Origin of the sequence: Streptosporangium carneum, assembly GCF_027922005.1 — a bacterium.
GTDB lineage: Bacteria > Actinomycetota > Actinomycetes > Streptosporangiales > Streptosporangiaceae > Streptosporangium > Streptosporangium carneum.
This window is the reverse complement of the sequence record NZ_BSEV01000008.1, coordinates 261,048-285,335: the sequence shown is the minus strand read 5'-3', so window position 1 is coordinate 285,335 and position 24,288 is coordinate 261,048. Positions and strand designations below refer to the sequence as shown.

At 71.1% G+C, this 24,288-nt stretch carries 22 protein-coding genes; 12 read left to right on the top strand and 10 right to left on the bottom strand.

Features of this window, described 5'->3' with window-relative positions:
* Together PKF00_RS19935 and PKF00_RS19930 are read left to right on the top strand one after the other, a co-directional pair.
* Window positions 1-1,179 carry an acyltransferase family protein gene (locus PKF00_RS19935; RefSeq protein ID WP_271219076.1) on the top strand — a complete coding sequence of 393 codons (1,179 nt, stop codon included), beginning with the start codon at window positions 1-3 and terminating at the stop codon, window positions 1,177-1,179.
* 246 nt (window positions 1,180-1,425) lie between these two features.
* Window positions 1,426-1,830, top strand: a complete 405-nt coding sequence (locus tag PKF00_RS19930) for a RidA family protein (protein WP_271219075.1) — start codon at window positions 1,426-1,428, stop codon at window positions 1,828-1,830.
* 154 nt (window positions 1,831-1,984) lie between these two features.
* On the opposite strand, the gene PKF00_RS19925 is transcribed toward PKF00_RS19930, so the two are convergent.
* The 3 genes from PKF00_RS19925 to PKF00_RS19915 all read right to left on the bottom strand — a co-directional run bounded on the left by PKF00_RS19925 (window position 1,985) and on the right by PKF00_RS19915 (window position 6,021).
* On the bottom strand, window positions 1,985-2,647 hold the full coding sequence (locus PKF00_RS19925; protein ID WP_271219074.1) for a helix-turn-helix domain-containing protein: 663 nt from the start codon (window positions 2,645-2,647) through the stop codon (window positions 1,985-1,987).
* Window positions 2,648-2,836: 189 nt separating this feature from the next.
* Complete coding sequence (locus PKF00_RS19920) at window positions 2,837-5,731, bottom strand: helix-turn-helix transcriptional regulator (RefSeq protein ID WP_271219073.1); 2,895 nt, start codon at window positions 5,729-5,731, stop codon at window positions 2,837-2,839.
* 110 nt (window positions 5,732-5,841) lie between these two features.
* Complete coding sequence (locus tag PKF00_RS19915) at window positions 5,842-6,021, bottom strand: hypothetical protein (RefSeq protein ID WP_271219072.1); 180 nt, start codon at window positions 6,019-6,021, stop codon at window positions 5,842-5,844.
* Window positions 6,022-6,490: 469 nt separating this feature from the next.
* On the opposite strand from PKF00_RS19915, the gene PKF00_RS19910 reads away from it, so the two are divergent.
* The 5 genes from PKF00_RS19910 (at window position 6,491) to PKF00_RS19890 (ending at window position 11,260) form a co-directional block, all read left to right on the top strand.
* On the top strand, window positions 6,491-7,657 hold the full coding sequence (locus PKF00_RS19910; RefSeq protein WP_271219071.1) for a M4 family metallopeptidase: 1,167 nt from the start codon (window positions 6,491-6,493) through the stop codon (window positions 7,655-7,657).
* A 169-nt stretch (window positions 7,658-7,826) separates the two neighbouring features.
* Window positions 7,827-8,765 (top strand): deoxyribose-phosphate aldolase, encoded by a 939-nt coding sequence (gene deoC, locus PKF00_RS19905; protein ID WP_271219070.1) that lies wholly within the window; start codon window positions 7,827-7,829, stop codon window positions 8,763-8,765.
* A 3-nt stretch (window positions 8,766-8,768) separates the two neighbouring features.
* Window positions 8,769-10,196, top strand: coding sequence for an aldehyde dehydrogenase family protein (locus PKF00_RS19900; RefSeq protein ID WP_271219069.1), 1,428 nt, complete (start codon window positions 8,769-8,771; stop codon window positions 10,194-10,196).
* Window positions 10,189-10,386, top strand: coding sequence for a hypothetical protein (locus PKF00_RS19895; RefSeq protein WP_271219068.1), 198 nt, complete (start codon window positions 10,189-10,191; stop codon window positions 10,384-10,386). Before PKF00_RS19900 ends, PKF00_RS19895 begins: the two co-directional genes overlap by 8 nt.
* Window positions 10,379-11,260, top strand: a complete 882-nt coding sequence (locus PKF00_RS19890) for an aldehyde dehydrogenase family protein (RefSeq protein ID WP_271219067.1) — start codon at window positions 10,379-10,381, stop codon at window positions 11,258-11,260. Before PKF00_RS19895 ends, PKF00_RS19890 begins: the two co-directional genes overlap by 8 nt.
* 69 nt (window positions 11,261-11,329) lie before the next feature.
* Here the strand turns inward: PKF00_RS19890 and PKF00_RS19885 are convergent, their stop codons facing one another.
* The 3 genes from PKF00_RS19885 to PKF00_RS19875 are packed head-to-tail and all read right to left on the bottom strand — an operon-like array spanning window position 11,330 to window position 13,843.
* Complete coding sequence (locus tag PKF00_RS19885) at window positions 11,330-12,751, bottom strand: amidase (RefSeq protein WP_271219066.1); 1,422 nt, start codon at window positions 12,749-12,751, stop codon at window positions 11,330-11,332.
* A gap of 47 nt (window positions 12,752-12,798) precedes the next feature.
* A complete protein-coding gene (locus PKF00_RS19880) occupies window positions 12,799-12,996 on the bottom strand; it encodes a type II toxin-antitoxin system antitoxin (RefSeq protein ID WP_271219065.1) in 198 nt (65 codons plus the stop codon).
* Window positions 12,989-13,843, bottom strand: a complete 855-nt coding sequence (locus PKF00_RS19875; protein ID WP_271219064.1) for an SPFH domain-containing protein — start codon at window positions 13,841-13,843, stop codon at window positions 12,989-12,991. Before PKF00_RS19875 ends, PKF00_RS19880 begins: the two co-directional genes overlap by 8 nt.
* Before the next feature lie 104 nt (window positions 13,844-13,947).
* Between PKF00_RS19875 and PKF00_RS19870 the strand changes: the two genes are divergently transcribed.
* Window positions 13,948-14,685, top strand: coding sequence for a hypothetical protein (locus PKF00_RS19870; RefSeq protein WP_271219063.1), 738 nt, complete (start codon window positions 13,948-13,950; stop codon window positions 14,683-14,685).
* Between the two features lie 140 nt (window positions 14,686-14,825).
* On the opposite strand, the gene PKF00_RS19865 is transcribed toward PKF00_RS19870, so the two are convergent.
* Complete coding sequence (locus tag PKF00_RS19865) at window positions 14,826-17,648, bottom strand: ATP-dependent RNA helicase (protein WP_271219062.1); 2,823 nt, start codon at window positions 17,646-17,648, stop codon at window positions 14,826-14,828.
* Window positions 17,649-17,920: 272 nt separating this feature from the next.
* Window positions 17,921-18,760 carry an undecaprenyl-diphosphate phosphatase gene (locus PKF00_RS19860; protein ID WP_271219061.1) on the bottom strand — a complete coding sequence of 280 codons (840 nt, stop codon included), beginning with the start codon at window positions 18,758-18,760 and terminating at the stop codon, window positions 17,921-17,923.
* A gap of 148 nt (window positions 18,761-18,908) precedes the next feature.
* Here PKF00_RS19860 and PKF00_RS19855 point away from each other — a divergent pair, with 148 nt between their 5' ends.
* The 4 genes from PKF00_RS19855 to lipB all read left to right on the top strand — a co-directional run bounded on the left by PKF00_RS19855 (window position 18,909) and on the right by lipB (window position 21,583).
* Window positions 18,909-19,400, top strand: a complete 492-nt coding sequence (locus PKF00_RS19855; protein ID WP_271219060.1) for a SigE family RNA polymerase sigma factor — start codon at window positions 18,909-18,911, stop codon at window positions 19,398-19,400.
* Window positions 19,397-20,569, top strand: a complete 1,173-nt coding sequence (locus PKF00_RS19850) for a hypothetical protein (protein ID WP_271219059.1) — start codon at window positions 19,397-19,399, stop codon at window positions 20,567-20,569. Before PKF00_RS19855 ends, PKF00_RS19850 begins: the two co-directional genes overlap by 4 nt.
* Before the next feature lie 173 nt (window positions 20,570-20,742).
* Window positions 20,743-20,928 carry a PspC domain-containing protein gene (locus PKF00_RS19845; protein ID WP_271219058.1) on the top strand — a complete coding sequence of 62 codons (186 nt, stop codon included), beginning with the start codon at window positions 20,743-20,745 and terminating at the stop codon, window positions 20,926-20,928.
* A 16-nt stretch (window positions 20,929-20,944) separates the two neighbouring features.
* The gene (gene lipB / locus PKF00_RS19840) at window positions 20,945-21,583 is read left to right on the top strand and encodes a lipoyl(octanoyl) transferase LipB (protein WP_271219057.1); all 639 of its coding nucleotides are present in this window, start codon (window positions 20,945-20,947) and stop codon (window positions 21,581-21,583) included.
* A 133-nt stretch (window positions 21,584-21,716) separates the two neighbouring features.
* On the opposite strand, the gene PKF00_RS19835 is transcribed toward lipB, so the two are convergent.
* Window positions 21,717-23,261, bottom strand: coding sequence for an amino acid permease (locus PKF00_RS19835; protein WP_271219056.1), 1,545 nt, complete (start codon window positions 23,259-23,261; stop codon window positions 21,717-21,719).
* Entirely contained in the window at window positions 23,215-24,216 is a 1,002-nt protein-coding gene (locus PKF00_RS19830; protein ID WP_271219055.1) for a phosphotransferase, read from the bottom strand. The genes PKF00_RS19835 and PKF00_RS19830 overlap by 47 nt, the downstream gene beginning before the upstream one ends.
* Window positions 24,217-24,288: the final 72 nt, after the last annotated feature.

Below are 24,288 nucleotides of genomic sequence, written 5' to 3'. Positions count from 1 at the left end.
GTGCCCCAACGAACCCCTGGCCGCCTGGCATGGCTCGACGCTCTGCGCGGCGTCGCCGCTTTGACGGTGGTGTTCGAGCACGCCCTCGAACCGCTGCTGCCTGAGGCGCGTCCGTCGTTCAAAGCGGGCTTCGACCTCGGCTGGTACGGGGTGATGGTGTTCTTTCTGGTCAGCGGCTACATCGTGCCCGCATCGCTGGAGCGGCGGGGCGGTGTGCGGGCTTTCTGGATCTCCCGTCTTTTCCGGCTGTATCCGCTGTTCGGCGTGGCGGTGGCGGGCATGGTGCTGCTGACGGCGGCGGGCTGGGACGACCCGCATGTCTGGTGGGGGTCCCGGCTGGTTTCCCTGACGCTGGGGCATCTGACGATGCTGCAGAACTTGCTGCACATGCCAAACCTGATCAACGTGCTGTGGACGTTGTCGTATGAAATGGCCTTCTACCTGCTGTTGACCTCGATGTTCACCCTTGGGGTGAACCGGAGGAGCGTCCTGGGCGCGTTGGGTTTCGCCGCGGTGGCCGTGGTGGGAGCGGGCGCGTTGCCGACGGCCCTGTTGTCAGCCGGCGGGGCGGAACGGATGCTGACGGTCACAGTACTGGTGATCACGCTGCTGGCAGCAGGTCTGGCGGCCGTGCTGAAGGGCTCGAGAGTTCTGAGGCAAGCGGGCGCCGTCGTCATCGCGGGTACCGTGCTCGCTCTGCTGACGGTCAACCAGAGCTATCCCGGCCCATGGCAGGGGCTTGTGATCATGGCCGTCATGTTCGCCGGCACGGCACTGCGTCGGGCCGAGCAGCGCGAGATCCGTTGGAGACAAGCCGGATGGGTGTTCCTGGTGCCGCTCGCCGGAGTCTGGCTGGCGCGGGGTGAGTCCGGCGTGCAAACGGCCATGGTCGCCGCCTGGGTCACCTTCGCCGTGGGGATGGCACTGCGGCGCCGGAAGGTTCCACGAGTTCTGGCCTGGCTGGGCCTGGTCAGCTACTCGACCTACCTGCTCCACCCGCTGCTGTTGGAAAGCGTCCAGCGGTTCTGGCCCGAGCCGCTGAGGGTGCCGCTGGGGCTGCGGCTCGTCATCCTCGCATGCGTCGTGGGGCTGCTCCTCGGGCTCAGCGCGTTGACATGGCGTTTCGTGGAGACCCCCGCGCAGCGGCTGGGCAAACGCCTCGCATCACGCCACGAATGAAGGAATTCCACGTCAACAGGGAACCCGTGGGGCTTCTCGGGCGCCGCCTGGGTGATCACCGGTCGGCGGGACAGCTGACGGATCATGACACCTGCCGCGGCAGGCCGGCCCGGATGACGACGGCGAGCGGCGCGTCCCGGCCGTCGCGCGGGCCCGCTCGGAGCCCGAAGGAAGCCTGACAGAATTTCGGATGGCCAGCACAGCACAAGCTTTTCGGGTGGCCAGCACAGCACGAGGAAGGCACACATGACATCCATCGAGTTCGGCACGCCCTCGACCCTGCCGCCGACCAACGGCTACAGCCACGTCGCGAGCGTTCCGCCGGGTAGCAGAATCGTGTGGACCTCCGGCCAGGTCCCGATCGCCGCAGACGGGACGGCGGCTCCCGCCGGAGACTGGGAGGCGCAGACGCGGCAGGTCATGCGGAACGTCGGCGCGGCCCTGGAAGCGGGCGGAGCGACCTGGGACGACGTCTTCAAGCTCACGATCTTCGTCGTGGACACCTCCGCGCTGGCGACCGTGCGGGCCGTACGCGACGAGTTCGTCAACCTGGAACGGCCTCCGACAAGCTCACTCGTGCAGGTCGCGGGCCTGTTCCGTCCCGACCTCCTGATCGAGGTCGAGGCCGTCGCCGCGGTGCCCGCGGCGTAGGAGTCCGTGCGGGCCCCCTCACGGGCAACGCCGTGGTCCTGCGCGTGGTCACCGGTGCGGTGACCACGGAGGATCACGGCGACGGCCCCCGCGACGACCGGCACGAGCGCCCGTCAGCCACCCCGGCCTCCACGGGGAACCCGGAGAAGCGCGGTCAGTCCTCGGAGAAGGAGATCAGAGTCAGCACCCGGCACGGAACCGCACCGGTGGCGTAGACGTGGTCGGACTCGGAGGCGAAGCGCAGCGCGTCGCCCGCCGCCAACGTCACCGACCACTCGCCGGTCTCCACCGTCACCTCACCGGAGACCACGTAGGCGTGCTCGACCGAGCCCCGGCCGTGTGAGCTCTTGGCGCTGCGGGTCCCGGCCGGGATGTCGCCCTCCGTCAGCTCGAAGCGACGCCGGTCAGGCGCGGCGAACAGGGTGCGGATCGCGCTGTCGCCGACCAGCAGCGGAACGCTCTCGCTGCGGCGGATCACCTCGGGGCCCACCAGGTGGATGCGGGTCAGCTCGCCGAAGGTCAGCTCCAGGGCGGTCGACAGCCGAGCCAGCACCTCGACCGTGGGGTTGGCGACGCCGCGCTCCACCTGGGAGATCAGCGCCTTGCTCACCCCGGTCAGCTCGGCCAGCTCACGGACGCTGAGACCGCGCGCCAGGCGGGCACGGCGCAGGTTCGCGGCGATCGCGTCACGAATCCCGGCCGCCTCGGAGGGGGCGTCGCGCACCACGGGAGCGTCAGAGGGAGTTCCGCGCGGTCCCTGAGACTCGGATGACGAGACCGGGGTCATGCCGAAGGCGACACCGTTCTCGCTTCGCATGCGCGTTTCCCCTCTTCCCACTCCGACCGATCCCCGCACTCCGGCCGATCTCCGTGTCACGACCGGTCCGCACGCCCTGGCCGGTCTTCGCGCGTTGACCGGTCTTCACATCCCGACCGGTCCCAGCACCCGACCGGTCCCAGCACCCGACCGGCCCCGGTGTCCCGACCGATCCCATGATGCAGGAAGTCAGCCGATCAGGGCGAGGCGGTGCGCCGCCGCCGCGGCCTCGCCCCTGGTCGAGACGCTGAGCTTGCCCAGGATGTTCGAGACGTGCACGCTCACGGTCTTGGCCGAGATGAACAGCTCGGCCGCGATGTCGCGGTTCGACCGTCCCTGGGCGACCAGTCGCAGGACCTCCTGCTCACGGGGGGTGAGCAGCGGCGCCTGCGGCGTCGAGGCGGGAGCGGAGAGCGCTGCCGGCGACTCCCCGCTGAGGGACACCCCGATCCTGCGGGCCAGCGTCTCGATCTCGGTGGCCAGGGGCTTGGCCGACAGCGCCAGGGCGATGGGGTGGGCCGTGCGCAGCCGTACGGCGGCGCCCTCGCGGTCTCCCGCGCCCGCCGCCGCTCGCCCCGCGTGGAGCAGCGACTTGGCGCGGGAGAAGGGACGGTCGAGCCGTTCCCAGGCGATGGCGGCGGCGTCGTGGTCGCGGTTGACGCTGAGCCGGTAGGCCTCGGCGACCGGGCTGTGCGTGCCCATCGAGGCGCAGGTCTCCTCGATCTGGGAGCGCAGCGCCGCCGCGCGTTCGGGCGCGAGCGCCTCCGAGGCCTCGCAGACCGCGGACAGCAGGGCGAGCACCCGCCAGCCGAGCATGGGCTTGCTGGTGAGCTGTGCCTCCCGGATGAACCGCTCGGCCAGTTCGAGCGCGGCCAGCGGCTCGCCGCAGAGCAGGTGCAGGCCGAGTCTGAGCCGGGTGTTGGCGGTCCGTTCCTGGGTGAACTCCTCCTGGACGGTGAAGGCCTCCACCTCGTTCAGCACCGATCTGACGATGTCGACCTCGCCGCGCGCGACCGCCACGTCCGCCCTGATCCGGCGCAGGTGGTGGCGGGTGCGGGGGATCGGGTCCATGGTGAGCGCCTGTTCGACCAGCTGGGCCGCCTCCTCGAAGCGCCCGAGCGCCTCCAGCGCCTCCGCCCGGTTGTTGGCGATGAACGTGCCCGAGATCCGGTAGCGACCGTACTTCTTGGCCAGTCGTTCGCCTTCGAGCGCCAGCTCGATGGCCTCCGCCGAACGCCCCATGTTGTTGAGCGCGTCCACGTTGTTGCTGAGGGCCCGCAGCACGATGCGGCCCGACTGCTTGCGTTCGCCGATCGCCTGGGCGGTCGAGTTGACGGCGATCGTCTCCTCGAGGCGTCCCTCGATCGAGGGGCACAGGGCGAGGTTGAGCAGGAGGTCGGCCTCCAGGCACTCGTCGCTGTGTTCACGGGCGATCCGCAGCGCCTCCTCGGTGAGCGCGGCCCCTTCGGCTATCTCACCGCTGAAGATCAGGAACGAGCCCAGCCTGGACAGCACCTGGGCGCGGTCGGGCCCGGGCTCGGGGACCAGCCGCGCGGCGTAGCGCAGGTCGTCGAGCACCCCTGGCCTGCGCTTGGACATCTTGAACTGGGCCAGCCGCACGACCAGCTCGGCCACCCGCTCGGGTTCGGCGCTCTCGTCCAGCTCGCTCAGCGCGGCCTTGACGAACTTCATGCCCCGGTCGATCTCACCGCAGGCGTAGGCGGCCTCGGAGGCCTGTTCCAGGACGGTGGTGTGGTCGACGCCGATCCGCGCGGCGGCGTCGGGGACCTTGTTCCACAGCGTGAGCACCCGCTCGAGCAGCTGCATCTTCTCGTTGTAGGCGAAGGTCCTGGCGGCCTTGCCCGCCGCCTCCCAGGCGGAGATCAGGGCCCACAGGTCGTCGCGGGCGGAGTACCAGTGGTGGGCGATCTCGATGGCGGCCCTGCCCATGGGGACCAGCTTGCGGTTCCTGCCGATCTCCTCGGCGAAGCGGGCGTGCAGCCGTACGTGCTCGCCGGGCAGGAGCTCCTCGTGTACGGCTTCGCGGATCAGGGCGTGCCGGAAGACGTAGGCCCGGTTGTCGGCGACCTGCAGCACGTTGGCGGCGATGGCGGGCCGCAGCGCGTCCTCAAGGTCCACCTCGGACAGTCCGCTGACCGCGGCCAGCAGGTCGTGGCCGACCCTGATCCCGCCGGCGGCCGCGATGCGCAGGATCCGCTGGGTCTCGTCGGGGAGCTGCTCCACGGTGCCGATCATCAGGTCGTGGAGGGAGTCGGGGTAGGAGCAGTCGCTGCCGCACTCGAGCAGCGCCTCGACGAACAGCGGGATGCCCTCGCTGAGCTCGAAGACCTGGTTGACCCGGGCGAACTCGGGTGTCGTGCCGAGGATGCCGGTCATCTGCGCGGCGACCTCGTCCCGGGTGAGCCGGGGCAGGTCCAGTCTGACGACTCCGTCGACCCGGCCGAGCTCGGCGAGCACGGGGCGGAGCGGGTGCTGGCGGTGCAGGTCGTCCGAACGGTAGGTGAGGATCATCAGGACGGGTGCGGTACGGAGGTTCCTGCTGAGGAAGGCGATCAGGTCCCGGCTTGAGCGGTCGGCCCAGTGGATGTCCTCGATGACGAGGATGACCGGGCGGCGTTCCGCCAGTCGTTCCAGGAGATTGAGGATCTGCTCGAAGAGCCGGGCCCTGGCGGTGTCGGTCTCCGCGTCGCCGCTCGGCTCGCCGAACTCGGGCAGCAGTCTGGCCAGGTCGCGCGCGGCGTGCCCGGGCAGCAGCGCGGCGACCTCGTGCGCGCCCTGTTCGCGTACGAGCTGGCGGATCGCGGCGGTGAACGGCGCGTAGGCGAGGCCCTCCGTGGACAGTTCGACGCAGCCGCCGATGAGCACGTGCGCCCCTTCGCCTGCGGCGTGCTCGGCGAAGCGCCCGATCAGCCGGGACTTGCCGACCCCGGCCTCGCCTCCCAGCAGCACCGCCGCGGCCGCGTTGTCCCTCGCCTGCTCAAAGGCCTCGGCCAGGCCAGCGAGCTCCGCCTCCCGCCCCACGAAGACGGGGCTTACCGCCCGACCCATCATGTCTTCCAGCATGTCATGCCTTATATGGGGTCCTCTTCCTATTTATCCCTCAGCGGAAGATCCCTACGGAGGCTGGGAGGCCCGGCCGGACGGGAGGCGGCGGCCGGGCTCTCGTGACCTGGTCATGCGGAGGCGATCCTGCCGAAGAGGCTCCGGCGACGCTCGCCGGAGGAGCGCTTGTCCTGCTTGTCCTGCTTGTCCTGCTCCTGCCGGGCCTCGCGGGCGCGGCGGTACTCGGCCGCCTCCCTGCGAAGTTCGGACGCCCGCTGGTCGATCATCTGACGGTGCAGTTCGGGAGACATCTCTGGTTTCTCCTCACGGGACCGCTGTCCCGGGTGGTGCGACTTCCTTACACACTCAAGAGTCGTTCTAAGGCCCCCCTCGCCACATCGGACGGATGCCCTATCTCCGGGGCGCGGCCGAGACCGGGCATACCTAGGCGACGGCGACCCGCCTTAGTGGGCGTTCGGTCCTGTGTGATCCCGGCTCTTTCGTGCCTGGTCGGAAGATCTGGGAGCTGCTGGAGCATCACCGCGTCCGGCTCCGAGGCGACGGGTGTCCCCGGGCCGCAGCGGGCGTCCCGGGCACGGGCCCGTGCCCGAATACGGCCCTCTGGCTGCTTTTCGGCTTTCTGATTCGTGTTCTCCGACGAAAAGAGCCATGCGACGGCGGTATGGAAAACAATGGGGTTCTCTTGTCGCGTTTCCGGTGTCACGTTCGACGTAGCCCGGCCGGCTGCGGCTCCTGACGAACGTGGAGGAGTCATCGGGAATGAACCCCAGGATCAGGTTGGGAGCCATCGCCGTCGTGGCGCTGGCCCTCACGGGCGCACCCGCCCTGACGAGCGGCGCGAGCGCCGCCCCGGACACGCCTTCGGCCGCCTCGGACGCGCCTCCCGCCGCCCCGGGCGGGCCCTCCACCGCCGCCCCGCCGAGCTCCCGGGCGCGTGAGCGCGTGGTCGCCCACGGCGCCGGCAACAGCCACTTCAACGGCAACCCGGTGACCATCCAGACCACGCGGACCGGGTTCGTCCACTCCATGTCCGACCCCGTCCGCCCCGGCCTCAAATGCGCGCGCCCGAGCGGAGCCGTCTTCACCAAACGGATCGACGTCTGGGGCAACGGAACGGGCACCAACCTGGAGACCGCCTGCGTCGACGTCCTGTTCGGGGCGCAGCGGTTCTCGGACATGCTCCGTGACTGGATGGGACGCGACGGGATCGACGGCGCGGGGCACAGCTATCCCGCGCGGGTCGGCCTGAACGAACCCAGGAACTACTGGCACGTCGACTTCGCCTACTTCGGCCGCAACCAGGCCCGCGCCAAGCAGCTCGTCTCCCTCGACATGGTCGCCCACGAGTACGGACGCCTCGTCTACGACACCTCGGGAAGCGGCGCAGGCCCCGCGGAAACACCCGAGGCCGCGACGCTGGCCACATCGGCCGGGGACATCTTCGGTGCGCTGACCGAGCACTACGTCAACCACCCGGTCGCGTTGGACGAGCCGGACTACACCGTCGGCGAGGAGGTGAACGTGTTCGGCTCCGGGCCTCTCCGCCACATGTACAACCCCTCCGTCGTGGGAGACCCGAACTGCTACACGACATCTGCCATGTCCGATCCGCTGAGCGGGGCGGGTCCGCAGAACCACTGGTTCTATCTCCTCGCCGAGGGCACCAACCCGCCGGGCAGGCCCGCGAGCCCCGTCTGCGGAGGCCCCTCGTCGCTGACCGGCATCGGCATCGTCAAGGCGGGGCAGATCTTCTACGCGGGACTGCAGCTCAAAACCCCTCTCTGGACACACGCCAAGGCGCGGGCCGCCACCGTCAGTGCCGCCCGGACCCTCTTTCCGGGCAGCTGCCTGGAGGTGAACGCGGTCAAGGCCGCCTGGACCGCCGTCAACGTCCGCCCGCAGGCCGGGGAGGTGGTCTGCGACTGAGGACGGAACACGGTCGCGTACGAGCGCGGACAGGCGGACGGGAACCACCGGAGACCCGTCGTGTCCACAGGCCGAAGTCGGCGAATGTTGACGAAAACCAGTGGTGGGACTGGGCAGCGTCCAGTTTGGAAGTAATCACACCAGTCGGCATGCTGGAGAGGTGTCAACTATGACTACTTCGCTCGCGGATGTGGCCTCGTCCAACGTCGCGTTGCGAAACTTCCTCCACGGCCTGCCCGGTGTCGACCGTGTGGGCGCCGACCAGCGAGCTGCGATGCTCGGCACTCGATCGATCAAGACCACGGCCAAGGCGTGGGCCGTCGACCTGGCCATCCGCATGGTGGACCTGACGACGCTCGAGGGCGCCGACACGCCCGGCAAGGTTCGCGCGATGTGCGCCAAGGCGGTCCGTCCCGACCCGAGCGACCCCTCCGTGCCGAAGGTGGCCGCCGTGTGCGTCTACCCCGACCTGGTCGCCCAGGCGGTAGGCGCGCTCGGCGGCTCAGGGGTGAAGGTCGCCAGCGTCGCGACCGCGTTCCCCAGCGGTCGCTCGTCCCTGGACGTCAAGGTCGCCGAGACCGCGTTCGCGGTCTCGGCCGGGGCCGACGAGATCGACATGGTGATCGACAGGGGAGCCTTCCTCTCCGGTGACTACCTCAAGGTCTTCGAGGAGATCGCCGCGGTCAAGGCCGCGTGCGGCGAGGCGCACCTGAAGGTGATCCTGGAGACCGGTGAGCTGGCGACCTACGACAACGTACGGCGCGCCTCCTGGCTGGCCATGCTGGCCGGGGGCGACTTCGTCAAGACCTCGACGGGCAAGGTGCAGCCCGCCGCGACCCTCCCCGTGACGCTGGTCATGCTGGAGGCGGTCCGCGACTTCCTGTCCGCGACGGGACGCAAGGTCGGGGTGAAGCCCGCGGGCGGCATCCGGACCACCAAGGACGCGATCAAGATGCTCGTCCTGGTCAACGAGACCGTCGGCGAGGGATGGCTGGACCCCGACTGGTTCCGTCTCGGCGCGTCCAGCGTGCTCAACGACCTGCTGATGCAGCGTCAGAAGCTGGCGACAGGCCGGTACGCGGGCCCCGACTACTTCACCCTGGACTGAGCGATGTTCGAATACGCACCGGCCCCCGAGTCCCGCGACGTCGTCGACATCAAGCCGTCCTACCAGCTGTTCGTCGGCGGCGAGTGGGTCGACTCGCAGGGCGAGAACCGGCACAAGACCATCAACCCCGCCTCAGAGGAGGTCCTGGCCGAGGTCTCCTGGGCGACCGAGGAGGACGTCGACAGGGCGGTCAGGGCCGCGAGGAAGGCGTTCGGCCCCTGGTCGGCGATGCCCGGCTCCGAGCGGGCCAAGTACCTGTTCAGGATCGCCCGCATCATCCAGGAGCGCTCGCGCGAGCTGGCCGTGCTGGAGACCCTCGACAACGGCAAGCCGATCCGCGAGTCCCGCGACGTCGACCTGCCGCTGGTCGCCGCGCACTTCTTCTACTACGCGGGCTGGGCCGACAAGCTGGCCTACGCGGGCCACGGTCCCGACCCCAGGCCGCTGGGCGTCGCAGGCCAGGTCATCCCGTGGAACTTCCCGCTGCTCATGCTGGCGTGGAAGATCGCCCCCGCGCTGGCCTGTGGCAACACCGTCGTCCTCAAGCCCGCCGAGACCACCCCGCTGACCGCGCTGCTGTTCGCGGAGATCTGTCGGCAGGCCGACCTCCCGCCGGGCGTGGTCAACATCGTGACCGGGGCGGGCGAGACCGGCGCCGCCCTGGTGAACCACCCGGACGTCGACAAGGTCGCCTTCACCGGATCGACCGAGGTCGGCCGCATGATCGCCAGGTCCGTCGCGGGATCGGGCAAGAAGGTCACCCTGGAGCTGGGCGGCAAGGCGGCCAACATCGTGTTCGACGACGCCGCGCTCGACCAGGCCGTCGAGGGCGTCGTCAACGGGATCTTCTTCAACCAGGGGCACGTCTGCTGCGCGGGCTCGCGGCTGCTGGTCCAGGAGTCGGTCGCGGACGAGCTGCTCGACGCGCTGAAGCGCAGGCTCGCCACACTCCGCCTCGGCGACCCGCTGGACAAGAACACCGACATCGGCGCGATCAACTCCGCGGCGCAGCTCGCCAAGATCCGCGAGCTGTCCGACCTCGGAGAGGTGGAGGGGGCCGAGCGCTGGTCCCCGGAGTGCCCGCTGCCGGACAGGGGATTCTGGTTCCCGCCGACGATCTTCACGGGGGTGGCGCAGTCGCACCGCATCGCCCGCGAGGAGGTCTTCGGCCCGGTCCTGTCCGTGCTGACCTTCCGCACCCCGGCCGAGGCCGTGGAGAAGGCCAACAACACCCCGTTCGGGCTGTCGGCGGGCGTGTGGACGGAGAAGGGGTCGCGCATCCTGTGGATGGCGGACAGGCTCCGCGCCGGCGTGGTGTGGGCCAACACCTTCAACAGGTTCGACCCCGCGTCGCCGTTCGGCGGCTACAAGGAGTCCGGGTACGGCAGAGAGGGCGGACGGCACGGTCTGGAGGCGTATCTCGATGTGTGAGCACCGTAGGCCCAGGCGCCGCTCCCGCCGCGCCCAGGCGACCAGGAACCACGGCTTCGCCAGGGCGGGACGCCCGGTGCTGCGCGGCTGGTTCGCCCATCGGTGCGGGGTGAGCCGTTGCGGCCAGATCTTCGTGCCGGCCCGGCTGGCGCAGCAGGAGAGCACGTGGAGAGGGCGGGGCGATGAGTGAGGCCGAGACGGTACGGCTGGCCGTGCGCAAGACGTACAAGCTGTACATCGGCGGGGCGTTCCCGCGTTCGGAGAGCGGAAGGTCCTACGTGGTGACCTCCTCAGGGGGCGACTTCCTGGCCAACGCGTCCAGGGCGTCCCGCAAGGACGCCCGCGACGCGGTCTCGGCCGCGCGCAAGGCCTTCCCCGGCTGGTGGGGCGCGACGCCGTACAACCGGGGGCAGATCCTCTATCGCGTGGCCGAGATGCTGGAGGGCCGCAGGGCGCAGTTCGTCGCCGAGCTGGCCGACGCGGGCGTCAGGAAGGCGAGGGACGCGGGAAGGGTCGTGGACGCGGCCGTCGACCGGCTGGTCTGGTACGCCGGCTGGTCCGACAAGATCGCCGCGGTCGCCGGGTCGACAAACCCGGTCGCGGGGCCGTACTTCAACGTCTCCTCGCCTGAGCCGACCGGGGTGGTCGCGGTGGTCGCCCCCGACGACCCCCTGCTCGGCCTCGTCTCGGTGATCGCCCCGGTGATCGTCACCGGCAACACCTGTGTCGTGGTCGCCAGCGAGCGGGCCCCGCTGCCGTCCATCACCCTGGCCGAGGTGCTGGCCACCTCCGACCTGCCGGGCGGCGTGGTCAACGTCCTCACCGGCTCGGTGGCGGAGATCGCCCCCTGGCTGGCCGCGCACATGGACGTCAACGCCGTCGACCTGACCGGCGTCGCCGACGGGGACCTGGCGGTCGCGTGCGAGGAGGCGGCGGCGGAGAACCTCAAGCGCGTCCTGCGCCCGTCCGCGAGCGCGGGGACCGACTGGTTCGCCGACCCCGGCACCAGGCGTCTGACGGCGTTCCTGGAGACCAAGACGGTCTGGCACCCGAACGGCGTCTGAGCACCGTCAGCAGGCACTGTCAGCGGGCACCGTCAGCGGGCACCGTCAGCGGGCACGTTCCGCTCGTTCTCAGCCGAGCGGGGCGTGCCTGAGCCAGGGGTGGGCCGCCTCCAGCTGGAGCGCCAGGGCCAGCAGCCGGGACTCGCCCCCGGGCGGGGCGACGAGCTGGACGCCGATCGGCATGCCCGTGGAGTGCCAGCCGTACGGAACGCTCATGGCGGGCCAGCCGGCCATGTTCCAGGCGGCGGTGGCGGGGGCGTAGGTGACGTTGACGCGCATGTTCTTCAGCAGCCCGCGGCGGCCCCAGCGTTCGGCGGGGGGCGGGACGTCGGCGAGCGTCGGGGTGACGAGCACGTCGGCGTCGCCGAACCAGTGGTCCGCCGCGTGGGCGCGCCAGCGGTCGCGGCCCGTCGAGCCGGTCATCCCGATCCGGGCGAGCAGCCTGCCCGCCCTCGCCAGCGACCTGGTGCGGCGCTCCAGCCTGCGCGGATCCAGTCCCCGCACGTCCCGTAGGGCGCACGCCAGCCAGGTGGCGATCGCGGCGCTGCCCAGCCAGCCCGGCAGCCGGGCGTCGTGCTCGACCACGGTGTGTCCCACGCCGCCGAGCGTGTGGGCCGCCTCGACGGCCGCCCGCTGGAACTCGGGGTCGACCGTGAAGCCGGACGGCAGCGGTGTGGCGGCCACCGCGATCCGCAGGCCCGTCGGCCCCGAGGGGACGAGTCCGCCCGGACGGTCGCCGACGTCGCCGGAGAACTCGAGGTGTCCGGGGGAGCCCGTCCCGTTCCCGGCCGGGGGAGCCAGGGACATGTCGCCGGCCATCACCGCCAGGGCCAGGGCGAGGTCGGTGACGGTCGTGGCCAGCGGGCCGTTCTCCGACATGCCGTACCAGTCCTGCTCGGGCGGCGGGACCACCTTCTGGCCCGGCTTGATCGAGACGATCCCGCAGCAGGCCGCGGGGATGCGCAGTGAGCCGAGCCCGTCGGTGCCGTGGGCCAGCGGGACCATTCCCGCCGCCACCGCCGCCGCGCTCCCACCTGAGGATCCGCCGGGCGTGCGCCGCGGGTCCCACGGGTTGCGGGTCACGCTGTACACGCTGTCGCAGAACCCGGCCAGGGACAGCTCGGGCACGTTGGTGATCCCGACGACCACCGCGCCCGCCGCCCTGAGCCTGGCGACCACCGGGTGGTCCTCCGTGGCGGCGGCCGACGGCGTCGCCGCCGACCCGTTGCGCGCCGCCTCGCCCCTGACCGCGACGTTGTCCTTGATCGCCACCGGCACGCCGGCGAGCGGCAGCCCGGCCAGGTCCTCCCGCTCCTGTACGGTCCGGGCCTCGGCGAGCGCCCGTTCGGCGCGGACCCTGCGGAAGGCCCCGATGCGCCCGTCGCGTTCGGCGATGACCTGGAGGTGCTCCTCGACGACCGACGGCGCGGTCGCCTTCCCCTGTCGCACGGCCTCCGCGATCTCGGCTGCGGACTTTCCCACCCAGGACATGAACCGAGTGTGATCCGGCGAGTGCGTCAGGGGAAGCTTCTCACGTCTCAATCAGATGACTTGTCCGGCTCGTCGGCGTTATCCCGCTCGGTTCGTCTGGGCTCGCGCCCCGCCCCCTTGAGGGCCAGGCGCAGTGCGTACTCCAGTTGGGCGTTCACGCTCCGCAGGTCGTCCGCCGCCCACCTGGCGATCGCCTCGTAGACGCCCGGATCCAGCCTGAGCAGGATCTTTTTCCGCTCAGGCATACAGACTGCCGGCGTTGACCACCGGCTGGGTCGCCCGGTCGCCGCACAGGACGACCAGGAGGTTGGACACCATCTGAGCCTTGCGCTCCTCGTCGAGCTCCACGACGCCCTCCTCGGCCAGCCGGTTCAGTGCCAGCTGGACCATACCAACCGCGCCGGCCACGATCTGGGTGCGCGCCGCGACGACCTGGGTGGCCTGCTGGCGGACCAGCATCGCCTGGGCGATCTCGGGGGCGTACGCGAGGTGGGTGATGCGCGCCTCGAGCACCTCGACCCCCGCGAGCTCGGTGCGCTCGACCAGCTCGCCGGTCAGCTCGGCGGCCACCTCGACGCCGTCGCGCAGGCTGGTGCGGCCCTCCTCGTGGGCGTCGTAGGGGTGGCTGGTGGCCAGGTGCCGGACGGCGGCCTCCGACTGGATCGCGATGTACTCCTCGTAGTCGTCCACGGAGAAGGCGGCCTTCGCGGGGTCGGTCACCCGGTAGACGACGACGGCCGCGATCTCGACGGGGTTGCCGTCGGCGTCGTTCACCTTGAGCTTCGCCGTCTCGAAGTTGCGCACCCGCAGGGTGATCCGCTGCTTGCTGGTGAACGGCAGCACCCACTGGAAGCCCGCGTCGTTCACCGAGCCGACGTAGCGGCCGAGGAACTGCACGACCTTCGCCTCGTTCGGGTTGATCACCACGAAGCCGGTGCTCACCACGACCGCGACGACGGCCCACAGGATCGCGACCGCGGCGATGACGATCTCCGTTCCCGACGCCAGCGCGATCCCCGCCATGACCGCGCCGAGGATCAGCAGCCCGACCAGAACGGCGAAACCGTTGACTCGGAAGGCACGTCGCTCCATGTGCTCCACCTTTGCTATCGAAGTGATATCACTACGATAGCGCGTCTCCCGGAGGCATGTGAACCGCAAGCCACCCCCAAGCGTTCGGCGGCACACTCGGAGACATGTGGTTCCTCGATCGCACGGCACGGCAGCTCCGACTCAGCCCCGCCCTGCTCACCCCCCGCCCGATAGACCTGAGCAGGCTGGAGAGCCTGCTCCGCCAGTACGACCCCGGCCTGACCGTTTCGGGGGACTGGTTCACCGCGCGGGGGACCAGGCTGCGCCGCGCGGTGATCAGCGAGGAGCAGGCGGCGCTGGCCCGCGTGCCCCTGGGCATGCGCGGCGCGGTCATCGCCCGCGGCGGAGGGAAGGCCGCCCGCCGACTTCTCCTCGCGGGACTGGCCAGCCGCCTCGGCGGCACGCTGCACCCCGTGGAGGAGCACGAGGCCCTCGACGACCACGTGGACCTCGAGGTGCGCCTGGACGCCCACCTCAGCCTCGACTGCGAGAAGGTGGCCCAGATGGTGCGCCCCATCCTCGGGGAGCGGACCGTCGACCATGACCACGACCTGCGGGTGTGCCGCATCGAGGGCAGGAAGGGCGACCCCATCCTCGTCACCTACGAGTATCCGCCCGCCCGCCGTCCGGGGGCTTCGCCGCCCGGCCTGCCCGCACGCGACTCGGGCCACGTGGTCGGCCTGGAGATCGACGCCCGCGATCCACACCGTTCGGACATGGAGGTCCTCTACCGGGCCGCTCTGGCCGTCTCCTCCGCCACCGGCGGCGGCCTCTACTCGATGGACTTCCCCGTCACCCGGTTCGAGGACATCCTTCCCGCGGGGGCCCGCACCGAGGTCTGAGCCCGCTCGCCTTCCGCCGCGGGTCCCGGCCGGTGCTCAGCGGCGTGGGCGGGGAGGCGGGCGACGGGGCCCCGGGCGGCGCTCGGTGGCGCGGCCGGTGCTCAGCGATCCGGCCCGGTGCCCGGCGATCCGGGCGGTGCTCAGCGGCGCGGATTGGCGCGGCGGGTCGCCACGGCGGACAGGGGGTCCTCGGGCCAGGGATGTCTGGGATAGCAGCCGCGCAGCTCCGCCCTGACCGCGCGGTAGCCGTCACCGCGCCAGAAGGAGGCCAGGTCGGAGGTGACCGCCGCGGGCCGTCCCGCGGGGGACAGCAGATGGATCACCAACGGCGTCCCCGCGACGCGCGGCGCCTCGTCCCAGCCGAACAGCTCCTGCAGCTTGACGGCCAGGACCGGTTGCTCCCCCGAGTAGTCGACCCTGATCCGCGACCCGCTCGGCACCTCGATCCGCTCGGGAGCGGTCTCGTCGAGGCGCGCGCTCCAGGGAACCAGGCGGCCGAGCGCCGAGGCCACGTCGAGCCGCTCGAGGTCGGCCCTGCGGCGGGCACGGGACAGCTCGGGCTCCAGCCACAGATCGGCCGCGTCGACCAGGGAGTCGTCGTCCATCGCGGGCCAGGGGTCGCCGAGCGCGCGGTGACAGAAGGCCAGGCGCTCGCGCAGGGTGACGGCCTCTGGGGTCCACCGCAGGATCGACAGGCCCTCGGCGCGCAGGCCGTACAGGAGGGCGGGCCTGACGTCGGCGTCGCTCAGCGGGACCGAGGACAGCTCGACGGCGCCCAGCCGTTCCACCCGGCGCGCCGAGACGTCCCCACGCCGCTCGCCTGGCGGGACCCGCCACCCGATCTCCTCGGCGGAGCCGTACAGGGGCGCGGCGGCGACCCTGGCGATCTCCTCGTCGATCACGACGGCCTGCCTGACGCGGGCCGCCGCCGACCCGGCGGGCCGGTCCGCGACCGCGACCGCGAGCCATTCGGCGCCGCCCAGCCGTGAGCCGGGAGGCAGTTCGGCGGCCGTCCCCGACGCCATCAGGTAGGAGCCGCCCCGCCGCCTGGCCACCCGCTCCGGATAGGCCAGCGCCACGACCAGCCCGGCCAGCGCGTCGTCACCCCGCTCCGCGTGCCAGGGCACGGAGGCCCCGCCCCGTCCCTGTCGCGACCGGACGTCGCCGCCAGGTCCAGGAGACAGAGGCACGCCGCCGGACCCCCGTCCCCGACCGACGCCTGCCCGGGAGGACTCCTGTGCCTGCCCGACTTCAGCCCGGGAGGACTCCGCTCCCCGACCGACGCCTGCCCGAGAGGAGTCCTGTTCCCGTCCGGGTTCCGCCCGGGAGGTCGGCTCTCCCGGAGGAACGGCACGGCTCAGCCGCCTCGCCTCCTGACGCCATCGGGCGGAGAAGCCGTCGCCGCCCCGGCGGGCGGAACGCCAGACCGCGACCAGGTCGTCGCCCGCGTCCGCGGGAAGCCGTTCCGACAGCAGCGCGATCACCTCGGCCGCCTCCGCGCCGACGTCGAGCAGAGCCCGGGCAAGGCGGGGATGCACTCCGGCGGCCGCCATCCCACGGCCTTTGGCCGTGACCCGGCCTCCGGGGGCGTCCAGGGCTCCCAGGGCGTGCAGGGTCCGCCGGGCGGCGTCCATCGCGGCGGGTGGGGGCGGGTCGAGGAGGGCGAGGCCGGTGGCGGCGGGGTCGCCCCAGCAGGCCGCCTGGAGGGCGAAGCCGACCAGGTCGGCGAGGGCGATCTCGGGCTGGGCGTGTTCGGGCAGCCGGTCGTGCTCGGTCCGCGACCAGCACCGGTACACGACACCCGGGGCCTCGCGCCCTGCCCGGCCCGCGCGCTGGGTCGCGGAGGCCCTGGACACGCGCACCGTCGTCAGCGAGCCGAGGCCCCTGGCGTGATCGGTGCGGGGCTCACGGGCCAGACCCGAGTCGACCACGATCCTGACGCCGGGAACGGTCAGGCTCGACTCGGCGACCGAGGTGGCGAGCACGACTCTCCTGCGCGACCCCGGAGACAGCACGGCGTCCTGGACGCGGCCCGCGGCCTGGCCGTGGACCTGGAGCACCTCGACGTCCCCGAGGCCCGCGGAGCCCTGGAGCGCCGCCGCCACCCTGCCGATCTCGCCGACCCCGGGCAGGAAGCACAGCACGTCCCCCTCGTGCTCGCCCAGCGCGCGCCGTACGACGTCGGCGACGTGGGAGAGGAACACGGGGTCGACCCGCAGGCCGCGCGGGGGCGTCACCGTGCCGGGCGCGGGCGCCCAGACGGGGACGACGGGGTGCGCGACGCCGGAGGCGTGCACGATCGGCGCCGCCGCCGTCGACCATACGTCGGGTGCGGAGCCGAGGCCGCCGGGGGCGGGGCCGGGGTCGTCGGGTACGGAGGAGGTCGGAAGGTCGGCGGGGGCGGTGGGGGTGGCGGGGACGTCGCCCGGCGCGCCGGAGACGAGCAGCCTGGCCCACGGGACGGCGTCGGCGGTCGCGGAGGCCGCGACGAGCCGAAGGTCGGGGCGGAGGGTGGAGCGGACGTCGAGGAGGAAGGCCAGGGCGGTGTCCGCGTCGAGGTGGCGTTCGTGACACTCGTCCAGCAGCACCACGTCCACGCCGTCGAGTTCGGCGTCGCGCTGGAGCCGTTGCAGGAGCACTCCCGTGGTGACGACCTCGACGACCGTCCTCGCGGAGGCCCGGCGCTCACCGCGGACCGAGAACCCGATCTCCGCGCCCACCTCCGACTCCAGCAGCCAGGCCATCCGCCGCGCCGCGGCCCGCACCGCCATGCGCCGGGGCTCGGCCACGACGACCCGCCTCGGCGGCGAGTCGCCGACCAGACCGGCCAGCGCGAGCGGGACGAGCGTGGTCTTGCCGGTGCCGGGAGGCGCGGTGAGCACGGCGACGCCGTGCTCGTCCAGGGCGGCGAGCAGCTCGGGCAGGGCATGGCGGACGGGAAGACCCGACCAGTCGGAACGCACCAGGCCAGTCTCTCCGAACCGGGCCGGTCTCTCCCAACCGGGCCGCGCGCCGCGCACCGGCGCCGATCCGCCCCGCTCCGCCGTTCGCCGTACCGGCGCTGTGGACGGTCGCGGAGGGGTGGAGGTTCAGGTGGTGCCGCGCGTCGGTGCGGTTCCGCCCTGCTCCGCCGCTCGCCGTACCGGCGCTGTGGACGGTCGCGGACGGGTGGAGGTGCGGGGCCGCGGCGAGGGAGTGGCCTGGGAGACCAGGCCGGTGGGTGAGGTGGGCGGGGTCAGGCCATGGGCTGGAGGACGTCGAGGCTGACCAGGGCGATGATGAGGATGCCGAGGAGGATCCGGTAGATCACGAAACCGGTGAAGCGGTGCGTGCTGATGTACTTCAGGAACCACGCGACCGCGGCGTAGCCGACGACGAACGAGATCACGGTGGCCAGGATCGTCGGGCCCCAGTCGGGGCTCGCGCCGTCACCGATCTTGAACAGCTCCAGCACGCCCGCGCCGAGCACCGCGGGGATGGCCAGCAGGAAGGAGTACTTCGCGGCCTCCTCCCTGCGGTAGTCGAGCAGCAGTCCCGCGCTCACCGTGCCGCCGGAGCGGGAGACGCCGGGAATCAGGGCGAGCGACTGGGCGAAGCCGTAGATCAGGGCGTGCGGGAAGCTGAGGTGCCTCTCCAGCGTGAGCTTGTTGCGGGCGGTGCGGTCGGCGAACCAGAGGATCACACCGAAGACGATCAGCGTGGTGCCGATCAGACGCAGGTCGCGGAAGACGGTCTCGATGCTGTCCTTGAACAGCAGGCCGAGCACCACGATCGGCAGCGTGCCGACGATGATGTACCAGCCCATCCTGGCCGCGTGGTGTTGGCGCAGCTCGGGCTTCCACAGCGCCTGCACCCAGGTGGAGATGATCTCCCCGATCTCCTTGCGGAAGTAGATGAGCACCGCGGCCTCTGTGCCGATCTGGATCACCGCCGTGAACGCGGCACCCGGGTCCTCCCAGCCGAACAACGCGGAGATGACCCTGATATGGGCACTGGAGGAGATCGGCAGAAACTCTGTCAATCCCTGAACGAGCCCGAGGACCACCGCTTCGAACCAGCCGATCAACTTGGGCACCTTCCGTCCCAGCGCGTGTGCGTGACGTAGGCGAGGCTAGCGGAGCCTGGGACCTTACGTGACGCGGTCATTCGGGTGGTGTCGGCTGTCATCCGGACGCCGGGTCCCGGCGGTAGTCATCCTCGAAGGCGTCACGCTGGAGGCAGGGATGACAGAGTTCGCTGAGTACGTCGCGCAGCGTCACGAACGGCTGCGAAGAACGGCGTACCTCCTCACCAGGGACTGGGCGATCGCCGAGGACCTGGTGCAGACGGCGCTGGCCAGGGCGTGGCTCGCCTGGCGGCGGATCGACGGAGACCCCGATCCGTACGTCTACCGGATCATCACGAACACGCACGCCTCCTGGTGGCGGCGGCGCTGGCGGGGTGAGATCCCGACGGCCGAGCTGCCCGACCGGGTGGAGACGAGGGACTTCACGCGTGAGGTCGGCGACAGGGACGTGCTGTGGACGGCGATCGGCGCGTTGTCGAACCGTCAGCGGGCGGTGGTCGTCCTGCACTACTTCGAGGAGATGACCCTGACCCAGGTGGCCGACGTGCTCGGCTGTTCGGTCGGGGCGGTCAAGAGCCAGCTCGGCAGGGCCCTGACCAGGTTGCGGGTCGACCAGGGGGTTCAGACGATGACGGGAGCGGAGCGATGAGCCACACCGAGCACGACCTGAGGGAGCTGCTCGCCGCGCGCAGCGAGGGCGGGCGCGGGGGCCCCGCCCGGCTCGACGAGATCGTCGCGCGGGGCAGGAGGATCCGGCGGAGGCGCGGGTGGGCGGCCGCGGGGACGGTGGCCGCCGCGTTCGCGGTCCTGGCCGTGCTGGTGCCGTCCCTGCTGTCCGGAGTGTCCGGTGCGAACGGGCGGCGGTCCGACATCGCGGCCAGGGTGGGCGAGACCGAGAGGGCGCCGAGGGAGGAGGGGGTACGGCTGGCGGGCGCGCGCTCGGAGAACACGGCCAAGGTGGAGCGGCTCTCGGTCACGCCCAGGAGCGACGAGACCTCCTACCGGGTGAACTGCGCGGAGGGCTGGGCGTTCGTGCGCCTCGGCGACCAGGTGGACGGCGGCGTGTGCGGAGCGCACGACACCCAGTGGACCCTGTCCGGCTCCCTCGACGAGGCGAGGGAGGGCGTCCCCGCCACGGTGGAGGCGTTCACCGTGCCCGCCTCCCAGGTGCCGCAGGACGTCAGGGAGCGGAGCGACGGCACTCTCTCCTCCGGGGACTTCGACCGGATGCTCGCCGACTCCGCACCGCGGGAGGCGCTGTGGGAGATCGCGATCCACGACGGAGGCGTCTCCAGCATGTCCTGCTCGCCGGACATCTGCCTGGACAGCGGCACGTTGCCCGCCGCGCACGGCGAGCGCAACCTCGCGGGCCTGCCCAACGGGCACCAGATCGAGGGCCGTCGTCTCACCGAGATCAACAGGAGAGTCGCCTTCGCGCCCGCGTTGCACGGCGGGGCGCGGGTGTACGTCCGGTGCGAGGGCGAGGAGCTGCACGCCTTCATCTGGGCGGGGAAGGGCGGTGACGACGGCGTTCTCGCCAAGTCGCTGCCGTGCGGGGCCAAGCCCGCGCTCTGGGAGTTCAGCGCCGACGGGCCCACGGATGTCACCGTCGCCGTCATACGGCGCGACCGGGTGCCGGACGGCGTCGACTTCGTGTCCGACCTGCGGGTCGCCTCGGACAGGGCCAACCTGCTCCTGCGGAAACTCACCCCCGAGGCGGGGAAGTGGGAGGTCTCCATTCAGCAGTGGGACGAGCCGGAGTCGAAGGTACGCGTCTCCGAGGGGCCCGAGGGAAGGAGCTACACCTTCGGGGACTGACCGGGTGGCAGGCCGGTGCGTCGGCCTCCGTGAGGCAGGCCCTGAAGACGGCCGGTGAGGAAACGGGCGATGGGGGAGAACCCTGACAGGGTTTTCTCAGGGATCTCTCGGGAACGTGGGTTTTCCCGCCCGTCGTTGGACCGGGTGAAGAACAACGATCCGGGGAGAGACAAGTGCACCGTTCGAGAAACCACAAGATAATCGCCGGCGTCTGCGGCGGGATCGCGGAGAGCCTCGGCTGGTCACCCACGGTTGTCCGGGTGCTGTGGCTGCTGCTCTCTCTCATTCCCGGGCCGCTGTGGGTGGTCTACGTCCTGATGTGGATCTTCATCCCCAAGGCTCCGGCGGTCCGCTACTGAAATTAGGCTGGGGGCCATGAGGGAACGGCCGCTGGCACTTTTGCAGGACGACCTGGTGGACTACGAGAAGGCGATGGAGCGGATGGCCGACCTGGTCGGCCGGCGGCAGCGCGACGAGCGCCCCGACACGCTCTGGCTTCTCAGCCATCCGCAGGTCTACACCGTCGGCAGGCGCACGCTGGAGCAGCATCTGCCCGATCCCTCACACGGCATTCCGGTCGTGAGCACGGGCAGAGGCGGCCAGCTCACCTATCACGGTCCCGGCCAGCTGGTCGGATACCTGATCGTCAAGCTCGACGAGTCGGAGGGGATCGTCGACTACGTGCGCGAGGTCGAGCTCCGGCTGGTGAGCGCGCTCGCCGCGCTGGGGGTCGAGGCCGAGCGCCGCGACACCCCGCCCGGCTCCGAGCTGCTGACCGGCGTGTGGACCGCCCAGACGGACCGGAAGATCGTTTCGATCGGCATGCGGCAGAGCCGCGGGGTCACCAGCCACGGGTTCGCCCTCAACGTCGACGGCGACCTGACCCCGTGGGGCTGGGCGGTGGCCTGCGGCATGCCCGAGGTCGACATGACCTCGCTGAACCGTGAGGTCTCCGCCGCCGGAGCCATGGACCGCGTCAGGGCGGCGGTGGCGGAGGCCTTCGAGGCGCGCTGACGAGGCAGGCCGCTCGGCGGGCCCCGCTCGGAGGGGACCCGCCGACCTCGTCGTTCAGAAACACGACCGGCCCAGGAACACGACCGGCCCAGGAACACGACCGGTTCAGGGGCGTGACCGGTTCGGCGGCCGGTCAGCCGACCGGCTGCTCCTCGCCGACGTCGTCGACGTCGTCGACCGTACGGCGCGGCCCGGTGAACCAGTGCCGGGCGGACAACGCCCACCACAGCCCGACGCAGAGGACCATCACGCCGACCACGAGGGGCGCGTAGTTCACCGCGCTCCACGTGAAGCCCTCGCCGAACGGCACGGCCGCGGGGACCAGCGGCATGACGAAGTAGACCGACACGACGACGATCTCGACGATCGCGATCCAGCACATGACCCTGTACTTCGAGCCGAGCGTCCACGGCCCCGGCTGGAACCGGTCGCCCATCCGCAGTCTGAGCCAGATCGGGATCGCGAAGGCGATGTAGAGGCCGATGACCGCGACCGAGACGACCGCGTAGAACGCCAGCGGCAGCCCGCCGGGGGCCTCGTAGAGGGCGGGAAGGGTCAGGACCAGCGCGGCGACGCAGCCGAAGACGATCGCGTTGACCGGGGTCCGGTTGGCGTCGACCCTGGACCACAGGCGCCAGCCGGGAACGGCGCCGTCCCTGGAGAAGGCGTAGGTCATCCGGGACATCGACGTCACGCAGCTCATGCCGCAGAAGAACTGGCCGACGGTGGAGATCGCGAAGATCGCCGTGGCCAGGTTGCCGGGGAGCGCGGTGTCGAAGACGGCGCCGACGAAGCCGCCCGCCTTGTTGATCGCGTCCACGTCGGTGGCCGCGAACAGGAAGGCCAGCAGCAGGATCCAGCCGCCGATCGCCGAGTAGAAGATCGACTTCCACAGTCCCTTGGCGGCCGCGGTCGAGGCGCCCTGGGTCTCCTCCGACACGTGCGCGCACGCGTCGAAGCCGGTGATCGTGTACTGGGTCAGCAGGAATCCGAGCGGGAGCACGTAGAACCAGTAGGAGGAGTCGGAGAACCCCGAGTTGTTGATCGTCTCGGTGAAGACGAACGACATCGACTGGTGCGAGTCGGGGCCGAAGACCAGGATGAGCACGACCACCGCGGCGCCGAACACGTGCCACCACACCGAGACGTTCTGCAGGACCGCGATGAGCCGGTGGCTGAAGACGTTGATCAGGGCGTGCAGTGCGAGGATCACCGCGAACAGCAGGAAAGCGCTGGTGAGGGTGGGGGTCCAGCCGGGGACGAACCGGCTGAGGGTGATGTTCGTGAACGTCGCGCAGCCGTAGTCGACCGAGGCGGTCACCGCGATCAGCCCGATGAGGTTGAACCACCCGGTGAACCAGCCGTGGACCGGCCTGCCCATCTTGGCGGCCCACCAGTAGATGCCGCCCGCCGTCGGGTAGGCGGACACCAGCTCGGACATGCACAGGCCGATGACGAGGATGAAGATCGAGATCAGTGGCCAGCCCCATGAGATGGCGATCGGACCGCCGTTGTTCCAGGCCTGGCCGAAGGTGGTGAAGCACCCGGCCAGGATCGAGATGATCGAGAAGGAGATGGCGAAGTTGGAGAAGCCGCTCCAGGTGCGGGAGAGCTCCTGCTTGTAGCCGAGTTCAGCGAGTCTCTTCGCGTCCTCGTCCTGCTGGGCTGGCTTGGTCACTCAAGCCTCCTTGCGTCGTGCGTTTCTTGCGGGGGGTGAAAGATCCGGGGTGCGAGCCCCGGACGTCGTCGACGAGCCGGCCGAACCCCGGGTCGTCCATGTCCCGTACGGCCCGCTCGAACTTGCCGGCGGCCTCCGCCTCGTAGTTGAAGTCCGCCGCGGCGGCCTGCTCGGCCAACAGCCCGTGGTGCACGGCGAACCAGAGGGTCCAGGTCAGGTTGGACATGATCAGGTTGAGCCTGACCCTGGCGGTCAGCCCGGGGTCGTCCTCGCCGAAGTAGGCGCGGGCCAGGCCACGGGTCAGCTCCGGGTCGTAGTCCGCCTCCGCGGCGATGTCGCCCAGCTCGAAGGCCGGATCGTTGTTCCCGGAGAGCTGGTAGTCCACGATCCTGATCTCGGCGCCGCAGCGGATGAAGTTCGCGGGCAGCAGGTCGTTGTGGCAGGGCACGGCGGGCAGCGGACGGGCGGCCAGCGCCCGCTCGATCTCCGCCGCGGTCCCCAGCAGGTCCTCGTAGCCGTCGGGTTTGCGTAGCTGGTGGGTGTGGCACAGGTCGAGGAAGCGTTCGAGCTTGCGGAAGACGGAGAAGTCGTTGACGAAGCGGGGACCCGCGTGCAGTTTGCGGCAGGCTGCCGCGATCGGTGCAGGGAGCGCTCTCACAGCGGGGGCGTCCAGGGTGGAACCGTCCAGATACTCCAGCAGGAGGGCGTCGGGCATCCGGCGCAGGACGCGGGGGCCGACCCCGGACTCGGCCGCCAGCAGCGTGTTGGCGATCTCCAGGTCGAGGGGGATGCCGAGCTCGGCTTCCGAGACCCGGGGGTCGAGCACCCGCAGCACCCAGCGCTGCCCGTCGGCCGCGTCGAGGCGGGCGATCCGGTGACTGAGCCCGCCCTTGATCGGCGTTTCGACGACGGGCTGTCCGGCCCATTCCCGGACCTCTGCGAGAGCATCTGGCATGCCGCACTCCTTTGGCCTACCTTCATACCATTGATCTGATGCCGCGGACAGAGTCGTTACAGAGGGGTTGCC